This window comes from Xanthomonas sp. WHRI 7064 (genome assembly GCF_040202355.2).
Lineage (GTDB): Bacteria > Pseudomonadota > Gammaproteobacteria > Xanthomonadales > Xanthomonadaceae > Xanthomonas > Xanthomonas arboricola.
On the sequence record NZ_CP167821.1, the window covers coordinates 3,526,440 to 3,552,076 of the forward strand.

Annotated in this window: 17 protein-coding genes, 2 pseudogenes and 1 riboswitch; of the genes and pseudogenes, 6 read left to right on the plus strand and 13 right to left on the minus strand. The window is 67.1% G+C overall.

The window, feature by feature from the left end:
• The first annotated feature begins 76 nt into the window (after positions 1-76).
• From ABQY74_RS15115 to ABQY74_RS15140, 6 genes are all read left to right on the plus strand, one after another.
• A complete protein-coding gene (locus tag ABQY74_RS15115) occupies positions 77-1,303 on the plus strand; it encodes a siderophore biosynthesis protein PvsA (RefSeq protein ID WP_349792068.1) in 1,227 nt (408 codons plus the stop codon).
• On the plus strand, positions 1,300-3,102 hold the full coding sequence (locus ABQY74_RS15120; RefSeq protein WP_349792070.1) for an IucA/IucC family protein: 1,803 nt from the start codon (positions 1,300-1,302) through the stop codon (positions 3,100-3,102). Before ABQY74_RS15115 ends, ABQY74_RS15120 begins: the two co-directional genes overlap by 4 nt.
• Complete coding sequence (locus ABQY74_RS15125) at positions 3,099-4,295, plus strand: MFS transporter (protein ID WP_349792072.1); 1,197 nt, start codon at positions 3,099-3,101, stop codon at positions 4,293-4,295. The genes ABQY74_RS15120 and ABQY74_RS15125 overlap by 4 nt, the downstream gene beginning before the upstream one ends.
• Complete coding sequence (locus tag ABQY74_RS15130; protein WP_349792074.1) at positions 4,273-6,042, plus strand: IucA/IucC family protein; 1,770 nt, start codon at positions 4,273-4,275, stop codon at positions 6,040-6,042. The genes ABQY74_RS15125 and ABQY74_RS15130 overlap by 23 nt, the downstream gene beginning before the upstream one ends.
• The gene (locus ABQY74_RS15135; RefSeq protein ID WP_349792076.1) at positions 6,039-7,244 is read left to right on the plus strand and encodes a type III PLP-dependent enzyme; all 1,206 of its coding nucleotides are present in this window, start codon (positions 6,039-6,041) and stop codon (positions 7,242-7,244) included. The genes ABQY74_RS15130 and ABQY74_RS15135 overlap by 4 nt, the downstream gene beginning before the upstream one ends.
• A gap of 266 nt (positions 7,245-7,510) precedes the next feature.
• On the plus strand, positions 7,511-8,407 hold the full coding sequence (locus ABQY74_RS15140) for a hypothetical protein (protein WP_349792078.1): 897 nt from the start codon (positions 7,511-7,513) through the stop codon (positions 8,405-8,407).
• Between the two features lie 106 nt (positions 8,408-8,513).
• Here the strand turns inward: ABQY74_RS15140 and ABQY74_RS15145 are convergent, their stop codons facing one another.
• The 13 genes and pseudogenes from ABQY74_RS15145 to ABQY74_RS15205 form a co-directional block, all read right to left on the minus strand.
• Complete coding sequence (locus ABQY74_RS15145; RefSeq protein WP_349792081.1) at positions 8,514-9,416, minus strand: GyrI-like domain-containing protein; 903 nt, start codon at positions 9,414-9,416, stop codon at positions 8,514-8,516.
• A gap of 75 nt (positions 9,417-9,491) precedes the next feature.
• Positions 9,492-9,693: pseudogene (locus tag ABQY74_RS15150) on the minus strand (histidine phosphatase family protein); the annotation flags it as partial.
• The gene (gene cobT / locus ABQY74_RS15155; RefSeq protein ID WP_104594624.1) at positions 9,690-10,736 is read right to left on the minus strand and encodes a nicotinate-nucleotide--dimethylbenzimidazole phosphoribosyltransferase; all 1,047 of its coding nucleotides are present in this window, start codon (positions 10,734-10,736) and stop codon (positions 9,690-9,692) included. The pseudogene ABQY74_RS15150 and the gene cobT, both read right to left, overlap by 4 nt.
• Positions 10,733-10,883, minus strand: a pseudogene (locus tag ABQY74_RS15160) (bifunctional adenosylcobinamide kinase/adenosylcobinamide-phosphate guanylyltransferase); the annotation flags it as partial. The gene cobT and the pseudogene ABQY74_RS15160, both read right to left, overlap by 4 nt.
• A gap of 44 nt (positions 10,884-10,927) precedes the next feature.
• Complete coding sequence (gene btuB, locus ABQY74_RS15165) at positions 10,928-12,805, minus strand: TonB-dependent vitamin B12 receptor (protein ID WP_349792083.1); 1,878 nt, start codon at positions 12,803-12,805, stop codon at positions 10,928-10,930.
• Positions 12,806-12,919: 114 nt separating this feature from the next.
• Positions 12,920-13,143: riboswitch (cobalamin riboswitch) on the minus strand.
• 739 nt (positions 13,144-13,882) lie between these two features.
• Positions 13,883-15,169, minus strand: a complete 1,287-nt coding sequence (locus tag ABQY74_RS15170) for an O-acetylhomoserine aminocarboxypropyltransferase/cysteine synthase family protein (RefSeq protein WP_184229841.1) — start codon at positions 15,167-15,169, stop codon at positions 13,883-13,885.
• Between the two features lie 210 nt (positions 15,170-15,379).
• Positions 15,380-17,965, minus strand: a complete 2,586-nt coding sequence (clpB, locus tag ABQY74_RS15175) for an ATP-dependent chaperone ClpB (RefSeq protein WP_024940653.1) — start codon at positions 17,963-17,965, stop codon at positions 15,380-15,382.
• Positions 17,966-18,163: 198 nt separating this feature from the next.
• Positions 18,164-18,967 carry an ATP-binding cassette domain-containing protein gene (locus ABQY74_RS15180; protein ID WP_104573730.1) on the minus strand — a complete coding sequence of 268 codons (804 nt, stop codon included), beginning with the start codon at positions 18,965-18,967 and terminating at the stop codon, positions 18,164-18,166.
• The gene (gene ssuC, locus ABQY74_RS15185; protein WP_104594630.1) at positions 18,964-19,758 is read right to left on the minus strand and encodes an aliphatic sulfonate ABC transporter permease SsuC; all 795 of its coding nucleotides are present in this window, start codon (positions 19,756-19,758) and stop codon (positions 18,964-18,966) included. Before ssuC ends, ABQY74_RS15180 begins: the two co-directional genes overlap by 4 nt.
• Before the next feature lie 127 nt (positions 19,759-19,885).
• Entirely contained in the window at positions 19,886-20,869 is a 984-nt protein-coding gene (locus tag ABQY74_RS15190; RefSeq protein WP_104555527.1) for an aliphatic sulfonate ABC transporter substrate-binding protein, read from the minus strand.
• An 11-nt stretch (positions 20,870-20,880) separates the two neighbouring features.
• A complete protein-coding gene (gene mgrA / locus ABQY74_RS15195; RefSeq protein ID WP_104555528.1) occupies positions 20,881-21,921 on the minus strand; it encodes an L-glyceraldehyde 3-phosphate reductase in 1,041 nt (346 codons plus the stop codon).
• A 16-nt stretch (positions 21,922-21,937) separates the two neighbouring features.
• On the minus strand, positions 21,938-23,266 hold the full coding sequence (locus tag ABQY74_RS15200; RefSeq protein ID WP_104555529.1) for an LLM class flavin-dependent oxidoreductase: 1,329 nt from the start codon (positions 23,264-23,266) through the stop codon (positions 21,938-21,940).
• Positions 23,267-23,330: 64 nt separating this feature from the next.
• Positions 23,331-25,586: a TonB-dependent receptor gene (locus ABQY74_RS15205; RefSeq protein ID WP_349792088.1), complete on the minus strand. Its 2,256-nt coding sequence runs from the start codon at positions 25,584-25,586 to the stop codon at positions 23,331-23,333.
• Between the last annotated feature and the right edge of the window lie 51 nt (positions 25,587-25,637).

Here is a 25,637-nt window from a genome sequence, read left to right on the forward strand (position 1 = left end):
ACCCAACGCCCCTGCGGCGCCAGGCAGCCCGTTTCAGTACCGGTTTTTTCCACCGTCCTGTCGAACGAGAGCTGCCATGACTGCCACATCCGCTGCACCGTTGGTGATCCTCACCCATGTCTGCCATCCGGCCATCACCGAAGGGTTTCTTCCGGCCGCGCATGCGCTCGGCCTGCCGGTGTGGCTGCTGACCGACCACCGACTCGATCACCTCAGCCATTTCCGCGAGCATCCGGCGCATGCACCGCAACGGGTGATCGAATGCGATGTGTTCAATCCGCTCGGCGTGCTGGATGTGCTGCACGACGCCGATGTATCGCCGCGCGCGGTGTTCAGCAACAGCGATCATCTGCAGACCAGCACCGCGCTGGTCGCGGCGGGTCTCGGCCTGCCCGGCAAGGACTGGCAGGTCTGCTACGCGGCCAAGAACAAGGCGGCGATGCGCCAGCGCCTGCGTGCGCGTGAGCTGCCATCGCCGTGGTTCTGCACGCTGGCGCCGGGCGCCGCATTGCCGGCCGACATTCCGTGGCCGGTGGTGGCCAAACCGCGCGAGGGCGTGGCCAGTCTGGACGTTCGCCATTGTGCAGATGCCGCGCAGTTGCAGGCCTATCTGGACGATGTGTGGCAGCGCCATCCGCAGCGCACCGTGCTGCTGGAAGGCATGCTGGAAGGGGCGCTGTTTACGCTGGAAACGCTGGGCGACGGCCACACGCTGCAGGCGCTGGGCGGCTTCAAGGTGCGCTTGTCACCGCCGCCGCACTTCGTGGAATGCGAGGCGCAGTGGGATGCCCGCGTGGACACGCCGGTGATTGCGCAGGCGCTGCAACAGCTGCGCAGCTTCGGGGTTGGCTTCGGGCTGTGCCATAGCGAATTCATCCTCACCAGCGACGGCCCGGTGCTGGTGGAGATCAACTACCGCAGCATCGGCGACCGCCGCGAGTTCCTGCTCGACGACATGTTCGGCAGGCAATGGTTCACCGCCGCGCTGGCGCCGCATCTGGGCCTGCCGCTGCCGCAGCTGCGCTGCGATCGTGCCCATGCCTTGCTGCGTTACTACGTCGCCGAGCAGGACGGCGAGCTAGTGACCGCCAGCGAAGATCGCCGCCACCATGATGCGCACAGCGATGTGCAGTACCGGCGGATGCGCGCGCCCGGTGAACGCATCCGCCTGAGCCATTCCAACAAGGATTACCTGGGTGTGCTGAGCGCGGTGGCCAGCGATGCACAGGCCCTGCAACAGGCGGTGGTGCATGCCGAAGCGGGGCTGCAGTGGCGGATCGATGGCGCGGAGCTGCGCGCATGAGCAGTGCCGCCGACCAACGCTATATCGCCACCCGCATCATCGATGCCTGCCTGCGCGAGGACCTGCGCGGCATCGCCACCCGCGGCAGCGCCGCAATACCCGAGGCAGGCGTGCTGGCGGCATGGACCGACCCCAGCCCGGTGGAGGGCTGGTGGCGCATCGCGCATCTGCCAGACGGCACGCTGTGGTTGCCGATCCATCGGCAGGGCTATCTGCAGGACATCAGCGCCTGCGGCGACAGCTGGATCGTGCAGGGCGCCGATGGCGCGCAGGTCGAACGCGGTGCGCAGGCCTGGCTGCAACGCATGAGCGCGCAGCTGGACAGCGAGACACAACAGCTGCATCGCGCCTACGCCGAAGAAGCCGAGTGCGCTGCCGCCCACCTGGGCCTGGCGCGCCAGGCCTACGACGCGCAGGCGTCTGCGCTGCTCAATGCCTTGCAGCATGCAGATGCAGCCGAGCGGGCGTACCGCTGCGATCAACTGGCCAGCTATCGCGATCATCCGTTCTATCCCACCGCACGTGCCAAGGCCGGGCTGGATGCCTCGGAACTGCGCGATTACGCACCGGAATTCGCCCCCACCTTCGCGCTGCGCTGGCTGGCGGTTCCGCGTGCGCAGGTCAGCTGCACCAGTGCAGCGCCGGCCGAGTTGTGGCCGGACTTCGCCACGCTGGGCCTGCCGCCCGCGCTGGCCGACACGCATGTCGCCTGGCCGGTGCATCCGCTGGTGTGGGCGCGGCTGGAGCAGGACGGGTTTGCACTGCCGCCAGGCACACTGCGGGCGCCGCAGGCCTGGCTGGAGGTGCGCCCCACCCTGTCGGTCCGCACGCTGGTGCCGCTGCAGCATCCGCAGCTGCATCTCAAGCTGCCGATTCCGATGCGCACGCTGGGCGCGCTCAATCTGCGCCTGATCAAGCCCTCCACGCTGTACGACGGCCACTGGCTGGAGCGCGCACTGCGGCGCATCGATGCGCTGGATCCGGCCTTGCGCGGCCGCTGCGTGTTCGTGGACGAATCGCATGGCGGGCATGTGGGACAGACCCGTCATCTGGCCTATCTGCTGCGGCGTTATCCACCGTTGGAGGACGCCACGCTGGTGCCGGTGGCCGCGCTGTGCGCGCGGTTGCCCGATGGCCGGCCGATGGCAATCCATCTGGCCGAGCGCTTTGCGCAGGGCGATGTGCTCGGCTGGTGGCGCGAGTACACCGAGCTGATGCTGGCGGTGCATCTGCGTCTTTGGCTGCGCTACGGCATCGCGCTGGAAGCCAATCAGCAGAACAGCGTGCTGGTCTACGCCGATGGCCAGGCGACGCGGCTGCTGATGAAGGACAACGACGCCGCGCGTATCGCGATGCCGCAGTTGCGCGCGCAGCTGCCGGATCTGGACGCGTTGGGCCCGCTGCACGATGCGCGCATCGCGGTGGACCAGCCGCAAGCCCTGGCGCAGATGTTCTGCACCATCGTGCTGCAGCTGGATCTGCAGGCGGTGCTGGAAGGCCTGGCCGAATGGCAGCCGGCGCTGCGCACGCCGCTGTACACGCAGTTGCAGACGCAGTTCGCCTTGACGCTGGCGCAGCTGGATGTCGATGGCATCGATACTGCTCCCGCACGTCGCCTGCTGGCCGCGCCGCGGCTGCCGGTGAAGTACCTGCTCAGCGCCGGCAGCCTGCTTAGCAAGCAACTCACCGGTGCGAGCGACATCAACAAGTTCTACGGCGATAGCGCGCCCAACCCCTTCGGCGACGCCTTCGCTGGCGCGCAGCAGAGGCCGCGTCGGCAGGCGGGTGCCCAGCGATGAAGCGCGTCCTGGGCCCGGTGCTGGCCGCGCATTACCTGGCCGCCTTCACCGCACTGGGCATGCCGTTGTTTCTGCCGCAGGTGCTGGCTGAGCTGGCGCCCTCGGCGGCGGTTGGCTGGAGCGGCGTGCTGTACGTGTTGCCGACGCTGTGCACCGCGTTGACGGCCGGCACCTGGGGGCGCCTGGCCGACCACTATGGACGCAAGCGCTCGCTGCTGCGTGCGCAGCTGGGGTTGGCGCTGGGCTTTGCGATCGCCGGCTTCGCGCCGTCGCTGAGCTGGCTGGTGATCGGCCTGATCGTGCAAGGCACCTGCGGCGGCTCGCTGGCAGCGGCCAATGCATACCTGGCCAGCCAGCCGCAGGCCGGCCCGCTGGCGCGCGCGCTCGACTGGACGCAGTACTCGGCGCGCCTGGCGATGGTCAGCGCGCCCGCGTTGCTGGGCCTGGCCGTGGCGCTTGGCCCGGCGCAGTCGCTGTATCGCGCGCTTGCGCTGCTGCCGCTGCTGGCGTTCGCGCTGACCTGGCGTCTGCCCGCCGACCGGCCTGCGCCGCGGCCGACTGCGCCCACTGCGCAGTCCGTGCCCTCCGGGCATGCGGCTGCGTCGGCGCCATCGGCGTCAGCACCGGCCAGCGCACTGTGGCCTGCGTTGCTGATCGCGCAGTTCCTGTTCTGCTTCGCGATGGTGGTGACCTTCCCCTACTTCATCCCGTATGCGCTGGCGCGCGGCGCCGGCCACGACGCGCTGGCCGGCCTGCTCTACAGCCTGCCGCACCTGGTCTATCTGGTGGTGCTGCCGTGGTGGCGGCGCGGCGATGGCGAGGCCTGGCTGGTGCCCGGCCTGGTGCTGTTCGCGCTGGCCTGCCTGTGGCAGGCGCTGCTGCACGACGCCGCCGCATTGGCAGCGGCACGCCTGCTGTTCGGGTTCGGCATGTTGTTCGGCCTGCGTGGGCTCAACCGCAGCCTGGCGCTGGTCGCCAGCGGGCATGGCGCCGGGCGCCTGTTCGGCCGCTTCGATGCCTGCGGCAAATGGGCCGGCGTGTTCGCCGGTGCCGCTGCCGGTGCGCTGGCCCAGGCGGCCGGCCCTGCCACCCCCTTCCTGGCTGCCGCGCTGGCTGCGGCGGCCGCTGCGCTCACCGTTCTGGTGCGCTTCCCTTCGAGGAGATCCGCCGATGTCGCCGCACACGATGCATGACCCCTGGTACGACAGCATGGCCGACGCGCAGGCCTGCAGTTGCTGGTTGAACTGCTACCTGCGCGAGTTCGCGATTCCGCAGCGCGCAGTGGACTTCGATTACCGCGGGCTGGATCGCCCCGGCCCGCGCGTGGCCGAGCAGCGCTGGCTGCGGATCGATCTAGGCGACACCGGCGCGCTGTGCGTGCGCATCGCCTATGCCGATCGCCTGGGCCGCTGCCGCTTTGCCTCCACGCCGTTTCTCAAGAGCGCCGGCCAACCATGGCAGAGCCTGGACGCGCATGCCTTGGCGCGTTGCCTGCTGCAGGCGCTGGGCAGCACGCAGGCGGTCAACCCGGAACTGCTCGCGCAAAGCGCCAACAGCGTGGCGATCACTGCCGCACTGCTGCGCCAGGCACAGTGCACCGCCGCGACCGGCGAAGCAATGATCGACGCCGAACAATCGATGCTGTGGGGGCATGCCTTGCATCCCACGCCCAAGAGCCGCGAAGGCGTCGATCTGGCGCAGGTGCTGGCCTGCGCGCCGGAAGCACGCGCCGCGTTCCAGCTGTTCTGGTTCCGCATCGACCCACGGCTGCTGCGCATGCAGGGCCGCGATGTGCGTGCCAGCCTGCGGCAACTGTCCGGCAGCGACGCGCTGTATCCCTGTCATCCGTGGGAAGCGCAGCGCCTGCTCGACGACCCGCTGCTGCGCACCCTGCAGGCGCGCGAGCTGATCGAGCCTGTCGGCATGCTCGGCGATGCACTGCGGCCCACCTCGTCGGTGCGCACGCTGTATCACCCGGAACTGGATTATTTCCTCAAGTGCTCGGTACATGTGCGGTTGACCAACTGCGTGCGCAAGAACGCCTGGTACGAGCTGGAAAGTGCGGTCGCGCTCACCGAGCTGCTGGCACCGAGCTGGCGTGCGCTGGCGGTGCAGGTGCGGGGCTTCGATGTGATGCTGGAGCCTGCGGCCACCTCGCTGGAGGTCGCCCAGGTCGATCCCGCCTTGCACGATGCCGACCCGCTGGCGGCGCGTGGCCTGTCGGAGAGCTTCGGCATCCTGTACCGGCAGACCCTGCCCGCCGCGCAACGCGCCCGTTGGCAGCCGCAGGTGGCCGCCGCGTTGTTCACCTGCGATGCGCAGGGCAACAGCGTGTGTGCGTCCAGGCTGCAGGCACTGGGCGGCGCACAGATGGATCGCCACACCGCCACGCTGCTGTGGTTCCGTGCCTATGCCGGCTTGCTGCTGGACGGAGTGTGGAGTGCCTTGTTCCAGCACGGCATCGCGCTGGAACCGCACCTGCAGAACACCGTGATCGGATTTGCCGATGGCTGGCCGACGCGGGTATGGATCCGCGACCTGGAAGGCACCAAGCTGCTCGCACATCACTGGCCCGCCACGCGCTTGCAGGGCGTGGGCGAACGCGCCCGGCAATCGCTGTACTACACGCCGGAACAGGGCTGGAATCGCGTGGCGTATTGCGCGCTGGTCAACAATCTGGCCGAGGCGATCTTCCATCTGACCGAAGGCGATGCCGCGCTGGAGGCGCGCCTGTGGCAATGCGTGGGCGAGCTCGCCGCACGCTGGCAACAGCGCCATGGCACGCAAGCCGCGCTGCAGGGCCTGCTCGACGGCGCGCCGCTGCCCGGCAAGAACAACCTGGGCACGCGGCTGTGGCAACGCGCCGATCGCCAATCCGATTACACCGCGCTGCCCAATCCGATTCCACGCATCGCAGCGGCACGGCGGGTGGCGGCATGAGCCTGCGCATCGATATGGACGCAGTGATGCAGGCATTGCCGGGCATCCGCGACCAAAGCGATGGCCCGCTGTGCGCCTACGTCTACGACCTGGCCGCCCTGGATGCGCATGCGGCCTGGATGCGCGCGCAACTGCCGGCCGACTGCGAGCTGTTCTACGCGGCAAAAGCCAATGCAGAGCCGCCGATCCTGCACACGCTCGCCCCGCACGTGGATGGCTTCGAGGCAGCCTCCGGCGGCGAACTGGCCTGGCTGCACACGCAACAACCCCGGACTGCGTTGTTGTTCGGCGGCCCTGGCAAGCTCGATAGCGAACTGGCCCAGGCCGTCGCGCTGCCCGACTGCACCGTGCATGTGGAAAGCCTGGGCGAACTGGAACGCCTGGCCGCGATCGCGGCGCAGGCCGGCCGCTGCGTGCCGGTGTTCCTGCGTATGAATATCGCCGTGCCCGGCGCGCAGAGCACGCGCCTGATGATGGGCGGGCAGCCCTCGCCGTTCGGCCTGGACCCGGACGATCTGGACGCGGCGATCCAGCGGCTGCGGGCCAGCCCTTCGCTGCGTCTGGAAGGCTTCCATTTCCATCTGATGTCGCATCAGCGCGATGCCGGCGCGCAGCTGCATCTGATCGCCGCCTACCTGCGCACCGTGCAGCAGTGGCGGCAGACCTACGCGCTTGGCCCGTTGCGGGTGAATGCAGGCGGCGGCTTCGGTGTGGATTATCTGGCGCCGGAATCGTCGTTCGACTGGGCCGGCTTCTGCGCCGGCTTGCCTGCCTTGCTACGCGAACACGGCCAGGCACTGCGCCTGCGGCTGGAACCGGGGCGCTATGTCAGCGCCAGCTGCGGCTGGTATCTGATGGACGTGCTGGACCTCAAGCGCAGCCACGGCGCGTGGTTTGCGATCGCCCGCGGCGGCACCCATCACTTCCGCACCCCAGCCGCGCAAGGCCACGATCATCCGTTCCGCGTATTGCGTGGCAGGCACGCGCCGGTGCTGCGCGACACCCCGGTCACCCTGGTCGGGCAGCTGTGCACGCCCAAGGACGTGCTGGCGCGCAACCAACCTGTCGCAGCGCTGGCGCCCGGCGACTGCCTGGCCTTCCCGCTGGCCGGCGCGTATGCGTGGAATATCTCGCACCAGCAGTTCCTGATGCATCCGCCGCCGCAGATGGTGTTCCTGCCGGTTGCGGCGTTGACAAACTGATTGCAGAAAAAAAGGTTATGTCCGCATTGCGGTTTAATGGGATTGGCAATCGAGACACGCGGCCGTCTACTATCATGCCGGTACGCAAGAGTTGTCTGCAGCATCCAAAGCACAGTGCTCGTTCATTGCCTGCTGATGCTGAACAAGGCCGCATGCGCTGCAACGGGTGTGTCAGCCTTGCGTAGACGAAGGAGCTTGCAGCGGAGTCTCAACCATACGGCTACTGCTGCGTGAGCCACCCCATAGAACCGATGCATGGAGTTCCGTTGAAGAAGATTGTTTCAATCTCACTGGCAGTGCTAATACTGGCGACGCTTGCGTTCTTTTACTTACCCACAAATCACGGCGCCGTGGAGACCCCATCTCAGGTAGCGAACACCATGACAAATGACGACAGCAGCCGTGAAACGGAGTTGTTAGACAAAGGCTCGCGTGCAGACCCATCCAAGACATGGGCATCAGAGTCCAGCGGGCAGATTGATCAGCATTTTCATGACACAAGGAACAAGGCAGAGTCCGGAGACCCCGTCGCACAGCGGGAGCTTGCCGAAATGTATGAGCGCTGCTTTATCTACAGCCAATCTTCTAAAAACTTTGCTGCCATGGTGGCCTTATTCGCAAAGGCAGATCCGGAGAACGCATGGCGCTATTCCGCATCATCCAAGCGCTACTCGCACTATTGCGACTCGATCGACAATGGCAAACAGATTCCGCTTGAAGCTATTCAATTGTGGTACGCGGAAGCTGCCAAACGAGGAGACCTGATCGCGCAGATCAAAGTCGCTTCGAGGCCGGACAGCCAGCTTAACGAAGCCGCCTATAGCGCGCTCGTGGCGAAGGCTTTTGAAAGCAAAGATCCGGATGCGATTTTTGCGCTCGGAGATATGTTGACCTTGGCAAAGACCTCGGTTGACCTGGGCGATTACGCGCATCCGGCGGGCGGAGATTACTCCGAGCATGCGTGGGAGCTGGCAGCTTGCCGTGCAGGGGCGGAGTGTGGCCCTGGATCGTTTCGCATTGACTCTGGCTGCCTGAGTGGCATCTGCAACGCATCGAACTACGAAAGCTTGATAAAAAAGAATTTCATCCCTCCCGCACAGCTGAAATTTCTTGAAAGAGATGTAGAACACATCAATTCGCTCCTTGATCAAAGGCCCAGGTGAGTGGAACCTGACCCACGTCTTCCTGTCTCTGATCCGCGCTTGCTGCCATGCGGTAGCAAGCTCCGCCCAATCAATACGTAACTTGGGCTTTGCGGGTCAGAGGCAATCAACCGTGCTCACCTGACCGTTGGACCGGCACGCGGATGTCGGCACGCAGCTCTGCCTCTGCCACCGCTTCGGGGTCGTCCAGGTAGAGGTAATGCAGCGGCGCATCGCGCAGCACGTAGCCGCTGTCGGGCAGCCATTGCGCGAGCACGCGGTCGAGCGCGTCTTCGATACCTGCATAAGAGCCCACATGACGCAGCACTGCGTGCGCGCCGCCATCGAGCTGGCGCAATTGCAACGGTGCCGGCGGCGACAGCGCGGCGTCGAAGACCATGCCGCATTCGAACAGATGCCGATGTGCCGGCACATCGCGGTGGTCGCTGAGCGGCAGGCCGATCAAGGCCTGCAAGTGTTCGATTGCACCGGCGCGCTCGGCCCAGGCCGCGATGCGGCCGAAGCCACGGTCCAGATCGTCGAAGGCGCCGCGCTGGCGCAGCACCACCACTTCCAGCGGATCGAGCATTTGCACCAGCACCTGCAAGGGTGCGCCGGATATCTGCGGCGGCAGCGAGGGCATGGCCAGCTGCTGCAGTTTCTGTGCGCGCACCGCGGGCGCGTTGCGCAAGCTGCTCGGGCTGGCCTGCAACAGGCTGCGGAACGCGCGTGCCAGCGCCTGCGGGGTCTGATAACCCACCGCCAGCGCCACCTCGGTCACCGTGCTCGCCGGCTCGCCCAGCAGATGCAGCGCATAACTCAGACGCAGCCGCGCGATGGTCTGCCCCAGGGTTTCGCCGGCCAACGCGCGATAGACCCGATGGAAATGATGCGGCGACTGCTGCGCCACCGCCGCCAATGCGGCCAGGTCCGGCAGTGGTTCGCCGGCGCGGATGCTGGCCTGCAGATGGGCGACGACGCGCTCGACGCTGCGCTGGCGATTGAAGACGACCGAAGCGGCTGCTGGCATGGGCGGTTCCTGTTGGACAGCCCCAGCATCGCGCAGATCGGCACGGCTTGCGGTCCCGATCTTGCGCAGTGTCGCTGGCGCGTCCGGCTGCATACAACCCGGTGGCGAACCAGGCGCAGGTGTTACAGCGTCGAGGCCACCACCGCGTCCCATGCGCCGTCGGCGGTGGCCGCGCGCAGTTGCTGCCAGCCAGTTAAGCGAGCGGGTCGTCGAGCTGACCGCGGTCGCTGTGCTGGCCAGTGTCGCCGTGCCGCAGCAAGCTGATCTGCGCACTCATGCGTCGGACACGCCGGCTTCGGCAAATGTGGCCATGCCGTTGTGCAAGGCGCAGGCATGACGCAGCAGCGGAATCGCCGCCGCTGCGCCGCTGGCTTCGCCCAGGCGCAGGTCCAGTTGCAGCAACGGCTCGGCATCCAGCGCGCGCAGCAACGCGGCGTGGCCGCGCTCCTGCGAGCGATGCCCGAACAACAGCCATTCGCGCACGCCGCCATTGAGATGGGTGGCGACCAGCGCTGCAGCAGTGCTGATGAAGCCATCCACCAGCACCGGAATCCCGGCCTGCGCAGCGGCGATGTAGGCACCGACCAGGGCGGCGATCTCGAAACCGCCCAGCCGGCGCAGCCGCTCCAACGGCGTCGCAGCATCGGCATGCAGGGCCAGCGCACGGGTGATCACGGTGGCCTTGTGGGCGATGCCCTCGGCATCCAGCCCGGTGCCGGCGCCGGCCATCGCCTGCGGAAACTGCGACAGCAGCGCGCAGCCCAACGCCGCGGCCGAGGTGGTGTTGCCGATGCCCATTTCGCCGCCGACAAACAGCTGCGTGTCGCAACTCTTTGCCTGCGCGACGCTTTCGGCGCCCGCGGCAAGCGCGTCGCGCAACTGGGTGGAACTCATCGCCGGCTGCTCGCAGATGTTGGCACTAGCCGGCGCGATCCAGGCACGCCGCACCCGCGGCAACTCGCCCGGGTCGTTGACCACGCCCAGATTGACCACTTCCAGGCGCGCACCGAGCTCTCGCGCCAGCACCGCAATGGCGGCGCCACCGCGGGCGAAATTGCGCACCATCTCGCCAGTGACCGCCTGCGGAAACGCAGACACGCCCTCGGCGGCGACGCCGTGGTCGGCGGCATACACCGCGATCCAGACCCGCTGCACGGTGGGGTGCTCGTTGCGCTGCCAGGCCGCCAGCTGCACTGCCAGCTGTTCCAGCCGGCCCAGCGCGCCGTGCGGCTTGGTCAGTTGCTCCTGCCGCGCCAGCGCAGCCGCGCGCACGCGCGCGTCCGGTACCGCACAGGCACCATGGATCCAATCGCTTGTCACACCGCCTCTCCCGTCAGAACCATCGGCAAACCTGCCATCACCAGCACCAGACGCTCGCACTGTAGCGCCAATGCCTGGTGTAGCCGGCCTGTCGACAAATCGAGGCATGAGTTCGCCCAGCGGCACGACGCCCTGCCCCACTTCGTTGCGCGCTCACCCCACAGTGCGCATGCCCGGCGCAACAGCCACGCTTACTGCGCGGCCTGATAACGCAACGTCAGCAGATAATTGCGCCCCGGCTGCGCATACCAGCGTGCGGTTTCGTACTGGCGATCGAACACGTTGTTGGCGGTGAGCGAGACCTTCCAGTCCGCAGTCACGGCATAGCTCACGCGCAAATCCAGCAACCCGTAACCGGCCAGCTGCTCGGTGTTGGCCAGATCGTCGAAGCGCTTGCCGGACCCGAACAGGCTTGCGCCGACGCCGAATGCACCGAAGCTGCGGTCCGCATCGATGCGCCCGCTCTGCCGCGCGCGCCGCGGCAACCAGTTGCCGTTGTTGACCTCGCCATCGGCCTGCGGCTGCAGCCAGGTCAAGGCGCTGCGCACGGTCCAGCCGGCCAGCTCGGTGTCGTAGCCGGCTTCCACACCGCGGATGCGTGCCTGATCGATATTGTTCGGCTGCCCGAACGGATGCGCCGCATCCACCAACGATGCGTCGTAGGCGATCAGCTCGTCGATGCGGGTCTGGAACGCGCTCAGCGTCCAGGTGCCCCAGTCGTAGCTGCCGCGCAGGCCGAGCTCGGCGCTCTTGGAGGTTTCCGGCCCCAGCAACGGATTGCCGAAATCGGGGTAATACAACTCGTTGAAGGTGGGTGCCTTGAACGCGGTGCCGTAGCTGGCGGTCAGGCGCAGATGCTCGGCAACATCCCAGCCCCACAGCAGGCTGCCGGTGGTCTTGCCGCCGAACTGGCTGTTGTCGTTGCGACGCAGGCTGGCCTGCAAGGACTGCGCACCGAAGCTCTGCTGCCACTGCGCGAATGCGGCGCGGTCGATGCGGCTGTCGGCATCGTAATTGTCGCTACTGGCGATGGCGTCACGCTGCCAGTCGAAGCCGACCGTGAACAGGCCCGCGCCGGCAGCGATATCGGCCTGCAACGCGCCCTGCTTGCGGCGGGTGTCATAGGTCGACAGATACGCGCCGTCGTAATACGCATCGCTGAAGTCCGAACTGCTGCCGACGCTGGCAGTGAGCTTGACCGCATCGGTAGGCGCGTAACGCACACGGCCACCGACCGCCTGCTGCACGCCCTTGGACAGGTTGCCGCCGAAGGCCGAGCCGTCGTATTCGTTGCGGCTTTGCGCGCGCAAGGCATGCACGTCGGCGTCCCACTGGCGATTGAAGCGCCAGCCACCCTGCATGCTCAGCGAATCGTTGCGGTAGCCATCGCGATCCGGGTCGTAGTCGCTGGAGCTGGTGTCCAGATACGCGTTGATGCCATCGGTTTCGTCATGCACCGCGTTGGCCGAATACCAGCCACCGCTTTCGCTCAGATCGCCTTCGCTGCGCCCGGCCAGGCCCGCGCTATAGCGGCGCGCATTGTCGCTGCCGGCCGCCGCGCTGAAGGTGGGCACGAAGCGGCCTTGCGGGCGCCGGGTAAAGATCTGGATCACCCCGCCCAGCGCCTCGGAACCGTACAGGCTGGAGAACGGACCACGCACGATCTCGATGCGCTCGATCTGCTCGATCGGCAGATCCTGCAACGCCGCTCCGCCCGAGGTGGCCGAGCCGATGCGCACGCCATCGATCAGCACCACCACCTGGTCGGACTCGGTGCCGCGCAGAAACAGCGAGGTCGGCTTGCCCGGGCCGCCGTTGTTGGCCAGCGCCACCCCGGCTTCGCCACGCAGCAGGTCCTGCAGCGAATTCACCTGGCGACGCTCGATCTGCGCGCGGTCGATCACGGTGACCGGCGCCAGCGTCTGGTCCTGGGTCTGCGCAGTACGCGAGGCAGTGACCACGACCTGGTCGAGATCGATGGCGGCCTCGGCATGGGCCAGGGTGGCCACGCACAGCGACAGCCCCACGGCCAGCACCGCACGACGCGGCAAAACGGAAGAAACGGACATCGACTGCTGCTCCTGGATCCGCGCCTACCCGCGCGGGGGCAATGGGGCGGCAGACAGCAACGGGCCAGGCGTCCAACGCGGCAGCGCCAGACGATCAAGGCCACGCCCACCGCGTGCCGGTTCAATCCCTCAGGCCGGTCTCCGGGCTCGCGAGTGGAAGCCTGCGCCTCCGATGCCGCGCCTTCCCATGCGACTGCACAGTGGCGTATTGCGGCATCTGACCTCGCCCACCGTTGCGGGGGCAGCTCCGGCATTGCAGCTCGCCAAGGCGATCCGCGCACCGGATTCCCGTTTAAACCACCGTAACTCCGGCAGTCACCTCAGGGGCGCGCATGGTAGCAGGATTGGCCCAGGGCGCCTCCGAGGTCTGCGGCAACCGGCCAAGCGCAACACGTCGCCACGCACCGCAATAGCGAATTGCCACTCCCTTTTCCCACCGGGAGAAGGTGCCCCGAAGGGGCAGATGAGGGTACGGAGCGAAGCCTCATGCCATGGATGGAAGCAGCATGCCGGGGCTACCGGCATGGCCGCATGCCTGCCACCGAGCGTCACCTCGCAGATGCGAGTGGGCTTCGCCCCAGTACCCTCACCCCAACCCCCGCTCCGCGCCCCGGCCCGCGCTTGCGGCGCGGGCGCTCCAAGGCACGCGCGCCCATGGCGCGCAAGCTGTGCCTCCTCGCCCCAACAGGAGAGGGGCTTCAAGCCACGCCGCATTGGCATGCTCAAGATTTCCGGGTCATGGAAGTGACGTGCCGAGGCGGCAGCGTGGCCGGGGATTGGCGGAGAGCGGCACAGGGATGTGCCGCGGCGGCGAGTCAGACAGGATGTCTGACCGAGCCGAAGAGCCGATCCCCGGCCGCGCTGCCGCCCTGACCGAAGCCAGAGACAGACGGCGTACTTGGCGGTGCCTGGAGAACCCGTACCCTCCCCCCGCTCCGCTCCGCGCCCCGACCCGCCCTGCCAGCGCGGGGGCACCAAGTCACGCGCCGGTGGCACGCAAGCTGCGCCTTGGCGCCACGTTGGAGAGAGGCCAGCTCGTCCTTCGCCTATTCCAACCCAGAAAGGGGCTCTAAAACCTCACGCCCCCTGCAGCGCCTGCTCCAAATCCGCCAGCAGATCGTCGATGTGCTCGATACCGATCGACAGCCGCACCGTGTCTTCGCTGACCCCGGCATGTTCCAGTTCGGCCGGGCCCAGCTGACGGTGCGTAGTCGATGCCGGATGCGTTGCCAGCGACTTCGCATCGCCGATGTTCACCAACCGCGTGAACAACTGCAGCGCATCCAGAAAACGCGCGCCGGCCGCGCGCCCGCCGGGCAGGCCGAAGGTCAGCACGCCCGAGCCATGCCCGCCCAGATACTTCTGCGCCAACGCATGCTCCGGATGATCCGGCAGCGCGGCGTAATTGACCCAGGCAACCCGCGCGTGCTGCTGCAGATACGTCGCAGTCGCCAGCGTGTTGGCGTTGATGCGCTCCATCCGCAACGGCAGCGTTTCGATGCCTTGCAGGATCAGGAATGCGTTGAACGGCGACAGCGCCGCGCCGGTATTGCGCAGTGGCACCACGCGCGCACGGCCGATGTATGCCGCCTCGCCCAGCGCTTCGGTGTAGACCACGCCGTGATAGCTCACGTCCGGCTCGTTGAGGCGCGCAAACCGCTGCTTGTGCGCCGCCCACGGGAAGCGCCCGCTGTCCACGATCGCCCCGCCGATGCTGTTGCCATGGCCGCCCAGATACTTGGTCAGCGAATGCACCACGATGTCGGCGCCGAAGTCGATCGGCCGCAGCAGCGACGGCGTGGCCACGGTGTTGTCCACGATCAGCGGCACGCCATGCGCATGCGCCACCGCGGCCACGGCCTCGATATCGGTAATGTTGCCGCGTGGATTGCCGATCGACTCCACGAACACCGCCTTGGTACGTTCATCGATCAAGCCGGCAAATGCCTGCGGATCGCGATAATCGGCAAAGCGCGTGCTGATGCCGAACTGCGGCAAGGTATGCGCGAACAGATTGTAGGTGCCGCCATATAACGCGCTGGAGGAGACAATGTTGTCGCCGGCCTCGGCGATGGTCTGGATCGCATAGGTCACCGCAGCCTGCCCCGAGGCCAGCGCCAGCGCACCGATACCGCCTTCCAGCGCAGCCACGCGCTGCTCCAGCACGGCGTTGGTCGGGTTCATGATGCGGCTGTAGATATTGCCCTGCACCTTGAGGTCGAACAGGTCCGCGCCATGCTGGGTATCGTCGAAGGCGTAGGCGACGGTCTGGTAGATCGGCACCGCCACCGCCCGCGTGGTGGGATCGGGCTGATAGCCGCCGTGCACGGCGATGGTTTCGGGCTTCCACTGCGGATCGGTCATGGCGCGGCTCGCTCGGACAGGAGTGCCGACCATAGCCGGCCCTGCACGCGTGTCTGCAAACCAGCGGTGATGACCTTATGCCGCCGCGTTGTGAGCGCCGACGATGCGCCGCATGCGCCATCCCTTTCATGCAAACGGGCACTGCCTGCGCAGTGCCCGTTGCTTGCTTCAACCGCTGCCAGCGATACGGCGCACAACCGGCGCCGCGTCTCAGCCCTTGCCAAACACCAGCCGCCCACCCTCGGCACGCACGCGCACGGTGTCGCCGCCGAGGTACTGGCCGGACAGGATCTGCTGGGCCAGCGGGTTTTCCACCTGCGACTGGATCGCACGCTTGAGCGGGCGCGCGCCATACACTGGATCGAAACCGACATTGCCAAGCAATTCCAGCGCCGCATCGTCCAGGTCCAGCTTGAGGCCGCGCTCGGACAGGCGTTTTTCCAGCCCATGCAACTGGATGCGCGCGATCGACTTGATCTGCGCCTTGTCCAGCGGATGGAACACCACGATGTCGTCGAGCCGGTTGATGAACTCCGGGCGGAAATGCGCCTGCACCACGCCCATCACCGCTGCCTTCATCTGCGTATAGGCCTCGGCGCTGCCGTCGCCGGACAGCTCCTGGATCTGGTGCGAGCCCAGGTTGGAGGTCATCACGATGACGGTGTTGCGGAAGTCCACCGTGCGGCCCTGGCCATCGGTCAGGCGGCCGTCGTCGAGCACCTGCAGCAGGATGTTGAAGACATCGGCATGCGCCTTTTCCACCTCGTCCAGCAGGATCAGCGAATACGGACGCCGCCGCACCGCCTCGGTCAGATAGCCGCCCTCCTCATAGCCCACATAGCCCGGAGGCGCACCGATCAACCGCGAGACCGAGTGCTTCTCCATGAACTCGCTCATGTCGATGCGGATCATCGCCTCGGTGCTGTCGAACAGGAAGTCCGCCAGCGCCTTGCACAACTCGGTCTTGCCCACGCCGGTCGGGCCCAGGAACAGGAACGAGCCGCTCGGACGATTGGGATCGGACAGGCCGGCGCGCGAACGCCGCACCGCATCGGAGACGACCTTGATCGCCTCGTTCTGGCCGACCACGCGCTGGTGCAGCTCGTCTTCCATGCGCAGCAGCTTGTCGCGTTCGCCCTCGAGCATCTTGTTGACCGGGATACCGGTCCAGCGCGACACCACTTCGGCGATTTCCTCGGCGGTCACGCGGTCCTGCACCAGCTTGAAGTCGTGATGTTCGACCTCGTTGGCCAGCGCCATCTGCTTTTCCAGCTGCGGCAGCACGCCATACTGGATCTCGCTCATCTTGGCGTAGTCCTGGCGCCGTTGCGCGGCCTCCAGCTCCAGCTTGGCGTGCTCGATCTGCTCCTTGACCTTGGTGGTGCCCTGCAGCGCAGCCTTTTCCGACTTCCACAACTCGTTGAGGTCGTAGAACTCGCGCTCGAGCTTGTCGATGTCGGTTTCCAGATCGGCCAGGCGCTGACGCGAGGCGTCGTCCTTTTCCTTCTTCAGCATCTCGCGCTGGATCTTGAGCTGAATCAGGCGGCGCTCCAGGCGATCGAGTTCCTCCGGCTTGGAGTCGATCTCCATGCGGATGCGCGATGCCGCCTCGTCCATCAGATCGATCGCCTTGTCCGGCAACTGGCGGTCGGTGATGTAGCGGTTGGACAAGGTGGCGGCGGCAACGATCGCCGGGTCGGTGATCTCCACGCCGTGATGCACCGCGTAGCGTTCCTTCAGCCCACGCAGGATCGCGATGGTGTCTTCCACCGTCGGCTCGCCCACGAACACCTTCTGGAAACGCCGCTCCAGCGCCGCGTCCTTTTCGATGTACTTGCGGTATTCGTCCAGCGTGGTGGCGCCGATGCAATGCAGCTCGCCGCGCGCCAGCGCCGGCTTGAGCATGTTGCCGGCGTCCATCGCGCCATCGGCTTTGCCGGCGCCGACCATGGTGTGCAGCTCGTCGATGAACAGGATGATCTGGCCTTCGTTCTTGGACAGGTCGCTGAGCACCGCCTTCAGCCGTTCTTCGAACTCGCCGCGGAATTTAGCGCCGGCTATCAGCGCGCCCATGTCCAGCGACAGCACGCGCTTGCCGCGCAGGCCTTCGGGCACTTCGCCGTTGATGATGCGCTGGGCCAGACCCTCGACAATGGCGGTCTTGCCCACGCCGGGTTCGCCGATCAGCACCGGGTTGTTCTTGGTGCGCCGCTGCAACACCTGGATGGTGCGGCGGATTTCTTCGTCGCGGCCGATCACCGGATCGAGCTTGCCGCTCTCCGCACGTGCGGTCAGGTCGATGGTGTATTTTTCCAGCGCCTGGCGTTGTTCCTCGGCGTTTTCCGATTGCACGGTCTCGCCGCCGCGCAGCTTGTCGATGGCGGCTTCGATCTTCTTCTTGTCGCCGCCGGCCGCGCGCAAGGCCACGCCCAGCGGGCTGGCATCGTCGGCGGCGGCCAGCACGAACCACTCGCTGGCGATGAAGGCGTCGCCATGTTGCTGGGCCAATTTGTCGGTCTGGTTGAGCAGGCGGTTGAGATCGTTGCCGATCGACAGGTTGCCTTCCTGCCCGGAGACCTTGGGCAGCGTGTCCAGCGCCTCGCCCAGCCGCTCGCGCAGCAGCGGCACGTTGACGCCGGCCTGCGACAGCAGCGGGCGCGTGCTGCCGCCACTCTGATCGAGCAACGCGGCGAGCACGTGCACCGGCTCGATGATGTTGTGGTCGCGGCCCACGGCCAGCGACTGCGCGTCGGCCAGCGCCTGCTGGAACCGCGAGGTGAGCTTGTCCATCCGCATGGGGATAATCCTCTGAACTGGTGGCCGGCGACGCCGACGATACCGTGCAGATGCGGCTGCCGTGCGGGGTTTCAAGGTTTGGCGGCTGCGCAGGTGCCGATGCGGGGCAGTAGGACGGGCTCACACGCGGTGGCGCCTGGGCTGGGCGGTGTGGGTTCGCCCACTGACCTGGACCACCCCGGGCAGACGGACATCTCGTTAGACGATCCGCCGCAGCGGCAGCGACGCAGGCGCCACGGCAGGATTCTCCGCAGCCGCTGACGCCGGCACGTGCGATGCCCCCAGCAGACGCGACAGCACCTGCGCCTGGATTGCCGCCAGGGCCGGCGCGCCGGGGGCACGCGGATGCGGCACCGGCACCGGCAGGTCCAGGCCGACCTGGCCATGCTCGATCAGCACGATGCGATCGGCCAGCGCACTCGCCTCGGCCACATCGTGGGTCACCAGCACCAGGGTGAAGCCGTACTGCCGCCACAACTGCACGATCAGCTGCTGCATCTCGATGCGCGTCAGCGCATCCAGTGCGCCCAGCGGTTCGTCCAGCAACAACAGCCGCGGCCGGTGTACCAGTGCGCGCGCCAGGGCCACGCGCTGGCGTTGACCGCCGGACAGCGCCGCCGGCCACTCGCCACTGCGTGCACCCAGCCCCACCGCGTCCAGCGCCGCCTGTGCCTGCGCACGCCCGGCACGCCCCAGGCCCAGCGCCACGTTGTCGATCACGCGCTTCCACGGCAACAACCGCGCGTCCTGGAACATCAGCCGCACCGCATCGCGCTGCGCTGCCAGCGCTGCATGACCGCTGTCGACGGTGCCGGTATCGGCCGCTTCCAGCCCGGCGATCACGCGCAGCAAGGTGCTCTTGCCGCAGCCGCTGCGCCCGACCACCGCCACGCAGGCGCCGGGCGCGATCTCCAGGTCGATGCCACGCAAGACCTCGCTGTCGCCGTAGCGCTTGCCGATGTCGCGCAGGCTCAGCGGCAGGCCAGTGTCTGTTCCACTCATCGGCGCAGCTCCGCACGCTGTTGCTGCGCCGGATGCCAGCCCAGCCACCAGGCTTCCAACCCGCGTGCGGCCAGATCGGCCAGCTTGCCGAGCAGCGCGTACAGCACGATGGCCACCACCACGATATCGGTCTGCAGAAACTCGCGCGCGTTGGTGGCCAGATAGCCGATGCCGGAACTGGCGGAAATGGTTTCGGCCACGATCAGGGTCAGCCACATCAGGCCCAACGCAAAGCGCAAGCCGACCAGAATCGACGGCAACGCACCGGGCAACAACACATCGACAAACAGCTGCGGGCCACGTAAGCCGTAATTGCGCGCCATCTCGATCAGGGCCGGGTCCACGCTGCGGATGCCGTGATAGGTATTGAGATAGATCGGGAAGAACGTGCCCAGCGCCACCAGAAACAGCTTGGCGCCCTCGTCGATCCCGAACCACAGGATCACCAGCGGGATCAGCGCCAGATGCGGCACGTTGCGCAGCATCTGCAAGGCGCTGTCGAGCAGGCGTTCGGCCACACGCGACACGCCGGTGAGCAGGCCCAGCGCAAACCCGATGCTGCCGCCGATGGCCAGGCCCACGGCCGCGCGCCAGCTGCTGATCGCCAGGTGTTGCCACAACTCGCCGGTTTGCACCAACGTCACTGCGGCACGCAACACCGCATCCGGCGCGGGCAGGATGCGCTGCGGCAACCAGCCGCCGGAGGCTGCGATCTGCCAGGCCACCAGCAAGGCCAGTGGCACTAGCCAGGGCACCAGCACGTTGCCTAATCGCTGCGCGCGGCGACTCATCGCGCAGCCTTGTTGGTTGGGCGATGCAGCGAAACAACGGCGTGCGCCTGTCCGCTCACGGATGCTCGGCACGCGTTCTGGCCTGCGCATGCGCTCCTGCTTGCGGGTGTAGTACTGCTTGCGTGCATCACTTGCCCGCCGCCTGCTTGCCTGCCGCTGGCACCGCGGCAACCGCGGGCGCACGCCATACTGCCGGGGCCACCAGCACGCGTTTGGGCAGCAGGCGCTGCGCGTAGAACAGATCGGCAGTGGCCTGCTGCGCCTTGATGACCTCGGCGCTGAGCGGTTGCACGCTGGCCGGCGGGCGATGCGCCAGCGTGCGCTCAACCACCGCAGGCGACAGCCCGCTGACCTGCGCCAGCACCTTGATGCTGCCGGCGCGGTCGCGCTCCAGCAAGCCATCGGCCTGGTTGAGCTGCAGCATCACCTGCTGCACGAACGGACCCCAGGCGGTGGCGTAACGCCGCGAGGACAGAAAGAACCCGCCGGTCAATCCCAGCCCTTCGCCGTTGGCGAGCAGGCGTGCGCTGCCATCCAGCGTCAATGCCGAATACCACGGGTCCCAGATCGCCCAGGCATCCACCTGCCCGGCCGCGAACGCCGCTCGTGCGTTGGCCGGCGACAGATACAACGGCGTGATGTCGCGCATGCTCAGGCCGGACTTGGCCAACAACCGTAGCAGCAGGTTGTGCGCGCTGGAGCCCTTCTGGAAGGCCACCCGCTTGCCCTTGAGGTCGGCCACCCGCCGCAGCGTGCTCTTGGCCGGCACCAGAATGGTCTCGGCCTTGGGCGTGGGCGGCACCCAGCCCACGTACAGCAGATCGGCACCGGCGGCCTGCGCAAACAGCGGCGGAATATCACCCGCACCGCCCAGATCGATGCTGCCCACGTTCAAGGCTTCCAGCAGCTGCGGGCCGGCCGGAAACTCGACCCAGCTGATTCTGGTGCGCGGGAAGCGCTGCTCCAGCAACCGATGCTGCTTGGCCAGCACCAGGCTGGACACCGCTTTCTGATAGCCGATACGCAGCTGCGCCGGCTCGGCCGCCGCTGCGGGTTGCAGCCACGCGATGCCGGACAACAGCAACGCAGCAATCAAAAAGCGGTAGCGCATCGGAGCGTTCCTCATTGCCAATCGGTGGACGGTTTTTCCCAGAGGTTGACGCCACCTTCGACCGCAAAGCGATCGATCTCGGCCAACTCGTCCGCACTGAACTCGGGCGTCTGCAAGGCCGCGACGTTTTCGATCAACTGCTCCGGGCGGCTGGCGCCCAGCAGTGCCGAGCTCACCCGCGGGTCGCGCAGCACCCAGGCCAGGGCCAGCTGCGCCAGACTCTGACCACGCAGCTGCGCGATCGCATCCAGCCCACGTGCGCGCTGCAGGTTGGCCTCGGACAGATGTTCCGGCCGCAGCGAGTCGCCACCGGGACGATTCACGCGCGCGTCGCCGGGTACGCCATTGAGGTACTTGCCGGTCAACAGGCCCTGCGCCAGCGGCGTGAATGCAATCACCCCCGCGCCGACCTCGTCGGTCGCCTCGAACAGCTCATGCTCGGCCCAGCGATTGAACAGGTTGTAGGCCGGCTGGTGGATCAGCAGCGGCACCTTCCACTCGCGCAGCAACGCGGCGATCTCGCGCGTGCGCGCCGCCGAATACGACGACACGCCCACATACAGCGCCTTGCCCTGCTGCACTGCGCTGGCCAATGCGCCGGCGGTCTCTTCCAGCGGCGTGTCCGCATCGAAGCGGTGCGAGTAGAAGATGTCCACATAGTCCACGCCCAGCCGCTGCAGGCTCTGATCCAGGCTGGACAGCAGGTATTTGCGCGAGCTGCCGCCCTGCCCGTACGGGCCCGGCCACATGTCCCAGCCGGCCTTGGTGGAGAGAATCAATTCATCGCGATACGGCTTGAAGTCTTCACGCAGCAGGCGGCCGAAGTTGATTTCCGCGCTGCCATACGGCGGGCCGTAGTTGTTGGCCAGATCGAAATGGGTGATGCCCAGGTCGAAGGCGGTCCGCAGCAATGCGCGCTGCGTGTCGATCGGCGTGCTGTCGCCGAAGTTGTGCCACAGGCCCAGCGACAGCGCAGGCAGGACAAGGCCGCTGCGGCCGACACGGCGGTAGGCGATACGGTCGTAACGATCGGGATGTGCGAGATAGGTCATCAGGGTATCCGGTGAGTCAGCGTGCGCTGAAGCGATTGACGGGGCGTGCCAGCCCCAGATGATCGCGCAGGGTGCGTCCTGCATATTCACGCCGGAACAGTCCACGCCGCTGCAACTCGGGCACCACGTACGTGGCCACATCGGCCAGGCCGCCGGGCAGATGCGGCACCAGCACGTTGAAACCGTCCGCGGCCCGGCCTTCGAACCAGGCCTGCAGCTCGTCGGCAATCTGTGTCGGCGTGCCGATCAGGCTGTAATGCCCGCGTCCGCCTGCGATGCGCCGACCGAGCTGGGCAATGCTCAGCTGCTCCTGTCCGGCCAGCTCGGTGAACAACTGCTGGCGGCTGCGCTGGCCGGTTTCGGTGAGCGGCAGCTCCGGCAACGGGCCATCGGGGGGATAGCCGGACAGATCGAAGTTGCCCAGCATGCGCGACAGCAGCGCGATGCCGACCTCCGGCTCCACCAGCTCCTGGAACTGCGCGAACTTGTCCTGCGCCTCGGCCTGGCTCTGCCCGACCACGATGAACACACCCGGCATCACCTTCAACGCATCGCGCGCGCGCGCGAACTGTTCCAGCCGCCCCTTGATGTCGGCATAGAACGCTTGTGCCTTGACCAGCGACGATTGCGCGGTGAACACCACCTCGGCGGTTTCCGCAGCCAGCGCGCGCCCGGGCTCGGACGAGCCGGCCTGTACCAGCACCGGATGCCCCTGCGGCGCGCGCGCGATGTTGAGCGGGCCGCGGACCTGGAAGTGCGCGCCGCGATGATCCAGCACATGCAGCCGCGCCGGATCATAGTGCACGCCTGCAGCGGTGTCGGCGATGAAGGCATCGTCGTCCCAGCTGTCCCACAGCCCCGCGACCACCTGCTGGAATTCGCGCGCCCGCGCATAGCGCTCGGCATGCACGTAGTGCGCGTCGCGGTTGAAGTTCAACGCTTCGTCGGCGGCATCGGAGGTGACCAGATTCCAGCCGGCACGCCCACCGGACAGATGATCCAGCGAGGCGAACTTGCGCGCCACGTGATACGGCTCGTTGTAGCTGGTGGTCATGGTGGCGATCAGGCCGATGCGCTCGCTCACCACCGCCAACGCGCTCAGCAGCGTGAGCGGTTCGAACAGGCTGGAGCGCGCCATCCGCGACGCCACCGGCCCACCGGCTGCAGCCAGGCTGTCGGCGACGAACACCGCATCGAACTTGGCGGCTTCGGCGATGCGCACCATCTCGCGATAATGGTCGAACACCAGCGGGTCGGCACTGGCCTGCGGGTGCCGCCATGCGGCCACGTGGTGGCCGGTGGCCATCAGGAACGCACCGAGCGAGAGCTGACGTGCAGCGCTCATCGCAGCCCACCGTGCGGTGCGCCTGCATTGCTCGAATCAGCATCAACAAACATCACGGACATCGTCAAAAATCCTTGTGCAGTTGCAGCCCGACATAGCGCTGGTCGTCGCGTGGCACCAGCCGGAACACGTTGCCGGTGGCATTGGCTAGCAACGGGGCGTATGAGCGGTCGCCGAGATTGCGGCCGAGCACCGCCAGCCGCCAGCCATGCACATCGTCGGCCAGTGCGATGCTGGCATTCCAGATCGCATACGGGCCCTGGATGGTCTGCGGGGTCTGGCTGAGGTCGTACTGCACGCTGTCCTGCCAGCTCACGTCGCCGTTGAATTCCAGCGCCAGGCTGCCGCGCAACGGCACCCGGTAACCGGCGCGCAGATTGCCCTTCCAGTCCGGCGAAAACGGCAACGGCCGGCCATCGACATTGCAGTTGGCCGCCGCTGCGGTGGGGCAGGCAAACCGCTGGATGCGCGCCTGCGTGTAGGCCAGCGAGGCGGCCAGGCTGAGCCGCTCGGTGGGCCGGTAGTCCAGATCCAGTTCCAGGCCCTGCGTGCGCACCTGCCCGGCGTTGATCAGGCGCGTCACCACCTGCCCGGCCACGGTGTCGAAAAAGTTGGCCTGGTAGTTGGCGTATTCGGTATGGAACAGCGCCACGTTCGCACTGAGGCGATCGTCCAGGGCGCGCGCCTTCAGGCCCAGCTCCCAGGCATTGGAGGTCTCCGGTTTCAGCGCCGGCGTGTCGCGCGGCTGCATGTTGAAGAACACGTTGTAGGCGGGGCCCTTGTAGCCGCGCGAATAGGTGATGTAGCCGGTGGTCCGCGCGTCGAAATCGTATTGCAGGCCGGTGCGGCCGGACACGCCGTTTTCTGCGGTGCTGCCGCTGCTTGCGGTGGACGGCTGGATGCCGGTGACTGCGGTTGCCGAGCTGGATACGCGCTGATGCCGGTAGTCGAGCGTGTCGCGGGTGAAGCGCGCGCCCAGCAGCGCACGCAGATCCGGGCGCCAATGCCAGGTAGCCTCGCCGAAGGCGGCATAGGTTTCCGCGCGGGTGGCGTAGTCGGCCACGCCCACGTTGCTGGCGGTGGGCGTCGTCACCGTGCGGCGGTAGGTTTCGTCGTTGCGCGCATGAAGGTAATACAGCCCGGCGACTGCTTCCAGCACACGATCGCGTGGCGTCTGGATGCGCACTTCCTGCGAATACTGCGTGTAGCCCAGGTCGCCACGGTCGTGCGAGGCAGGAAACGCCACGCTGCGTTGCGCGGTGCGATCGCCATCCTGAAACTGGGTGTTGTCCCATTGCCGCCACGCGCTGATCGAGGTCAGCAGCGCATCGCCGAGTTGCTGGTCCAGCTGCAGCGAGGCGCCCTTGTTGATGTCGTCCAGGTACGTGCGGTAATCGCTGTTGATCTGCCGGTTGTCGTCCCTGGCGACGACCGGTGCCAGCGCCGCGGCGAAGTCGGCACGCGTGCTGTCCACCACCACACCGCTGGGCGCGTCGCTGTGCGATTGCAGGTAGTCTGCGAGCAACGTCGCGTTCAAGTCAGGGTTCGGGCTCAGGTCCAGCCGCAATCTTGCGCCGGCGCGCCGGTAGCCGTTGACGGTCTGGCCGTCGGCCACGTTGCGCACGTTGCCGCCGTACTCGGCCCACAATGCCGACACGCTGGCCTTGAGCAGCTCCGGCACCAGCGTGCCGCCGACGCTGGCACGCACGCGGTCTTCGTCGCCGCCACCGAAGTGCGAGTAATCCACATAGCCGCCGAACAACTCCGGCGCCGGCTTGCTGACGATATTGAGCACGCCGGCGGAGGCGTTCTTGCCGAACAAGGTGCCCTGCGGCCCGCGCAGGACTTCGATGCGCTCGACATCGAGCAGGTCCAGCGTGGCCTGGCCCGGACGTCCCAGCACCACGCCGTCGATCACCGTCGCCACGCTAGGCTCGACGCCTGGCGAGGTGGAGATGGTGCCCACGCCACGCAGGAACAACGAGGTGTCCTTGTTGGAGGCACCGTTGCGAAAGCTCAGGCTGGGCACCAGCGCCGGCAGGTCGGCCACGCTGTTGCGGTTTTCGCGCTCCAGCGTCTCGCCCTGCACCACCGATACCGCCACCGGCACCTGCTGCAAGGTGGTTTCGCGGCGCGTGGCAGTCACTGTGACCGCGCCCAGGGTCTGCGCGCCGTGCTCCGGCGTCGCAGCAGCCTCGCGCACTTCATCGGCCAGCACCGGCGCACATGCCCACGCCAGACTCCACGCCAGCACCTGCGGCCTGGCCAACCATCTCGAAGCAGCGAGGATCCTTGCAGAGGTCCGGTGTCGCGCAGGCATGTACGTCCTTTCGTGGCGTCGGCTGTCGTGCAGCAGCGTGGGGAGGTTTTT

Excerpts from the sequence above, each read along its gene's own strand:
- ABQY74_RS15115 (WP_349792068.1), top strand. The coding sequence starts at position 77 with ATGACTGCCACATCCGCTGCACCGTTGGTGATCCTCACCCATGTCTGC.
- ABQY74_RS15120 (WP_349792070.1), top strand. The coding sequence starts at position 1,300 with ATGAGCAGTGCCGCCGACCAACGCTATATCGCCACCCGCATCATCGAT.
- ABQY74_RS15125 (WP_349792072.1), top strand. The coding sequence starts at position 3,099 with ATGAAGCGCGTCCTGGGCCCGGTGCTGGCCGCGCATTACCTGGCCGCC.
- ABQY74_RS15130 (WP_349792074.1), top strand. The coding sequence starts at position 4,273 with ATGTCGCCGCACACGATGCATGACCCCTGGTACGACAGCATGGCCGAC.
- ABQY74_RS15135 (WP_349792076.1), top strand. The coding sequence starts at position 6,039 with ATGAGCCTGCGCATCGATATGGACGCAGTGATGCAGGCATTGCCGGGC.
- ABQY74_RS15145 (WP_349792081.1), bottom strand. The coding sequence starts at position 9,416 with ATGCCAGCAGCCGCTTCGGTCGTCTTCAATCGCCAGCGCAGCGTCGAG.
- btuB (WP_349792083.1), bottom strand. The coding sequence starts at position 12,805 with ATGTCCGTTTCTTCCGTTTTGCCGCGTCGTGCGGTGCTGGCCGTGGGG.
- ABQY74_RS15170 (WP_184229841.1), bottom strand. The coding sequence starts at position 15,169 with ATGACCGATCCGCAGTGGAAGCCCGAAACCATCGCCGTGCACGGCGGC.
- clpB (WP_024940653.1), bottom strand. The coding sequence starts at position 17,965 with ATGCGGATGGACAAGCTCACCTCGCGGTTCCAGCAGGCGCTGGCCGAC.
- ABQY74_RS15180 (WP_104573730.1), bottom strand. The coding sequence starts at position 18,967 with ATGAGTGGAACAGACACTGGCCTGCCGCTGAGCCTGCGCGACATCGGC.
- ssuC (WP_104594630.1), bottom strand. The coding sequence starts at position 19,758 with ATGAGTCGCCGCGCGCAGCGATTAGGCAACGTGCTGGTGCCCTGGCTA.
- ABQY74_RS15190 (WP_104555527.1), bottom strand. The coding sequence starts at position 20,869 with ATGCGCTACCGCTTTTTGATTGCTGCGTTGCTGTTGTCCGGCATCGCG.
- mgrA (WP_104555528.1), bottom strand. The coding sequence starts at position 21,921 with ATGACCTATCTCGCACATCCCGATCGTTACGACCGTATCGCCTACCGC.
- ABQY74_RS15200 (WP_104555529.1), bottom strand. The coding sequence starts at position 23,266 with ATGAGCGCTGCACGTCAGCTCTCGCTCGGTGCGTTCCTGATGGCCACC.
- ABQY74_RS15205 (WP_349792088.1), bottom strand. The coding sequence starts at position 25,586 with ATGCCTGCGCGACACCGGACCTCTGCAAGGATCCTCGCTGCTTCGAGA.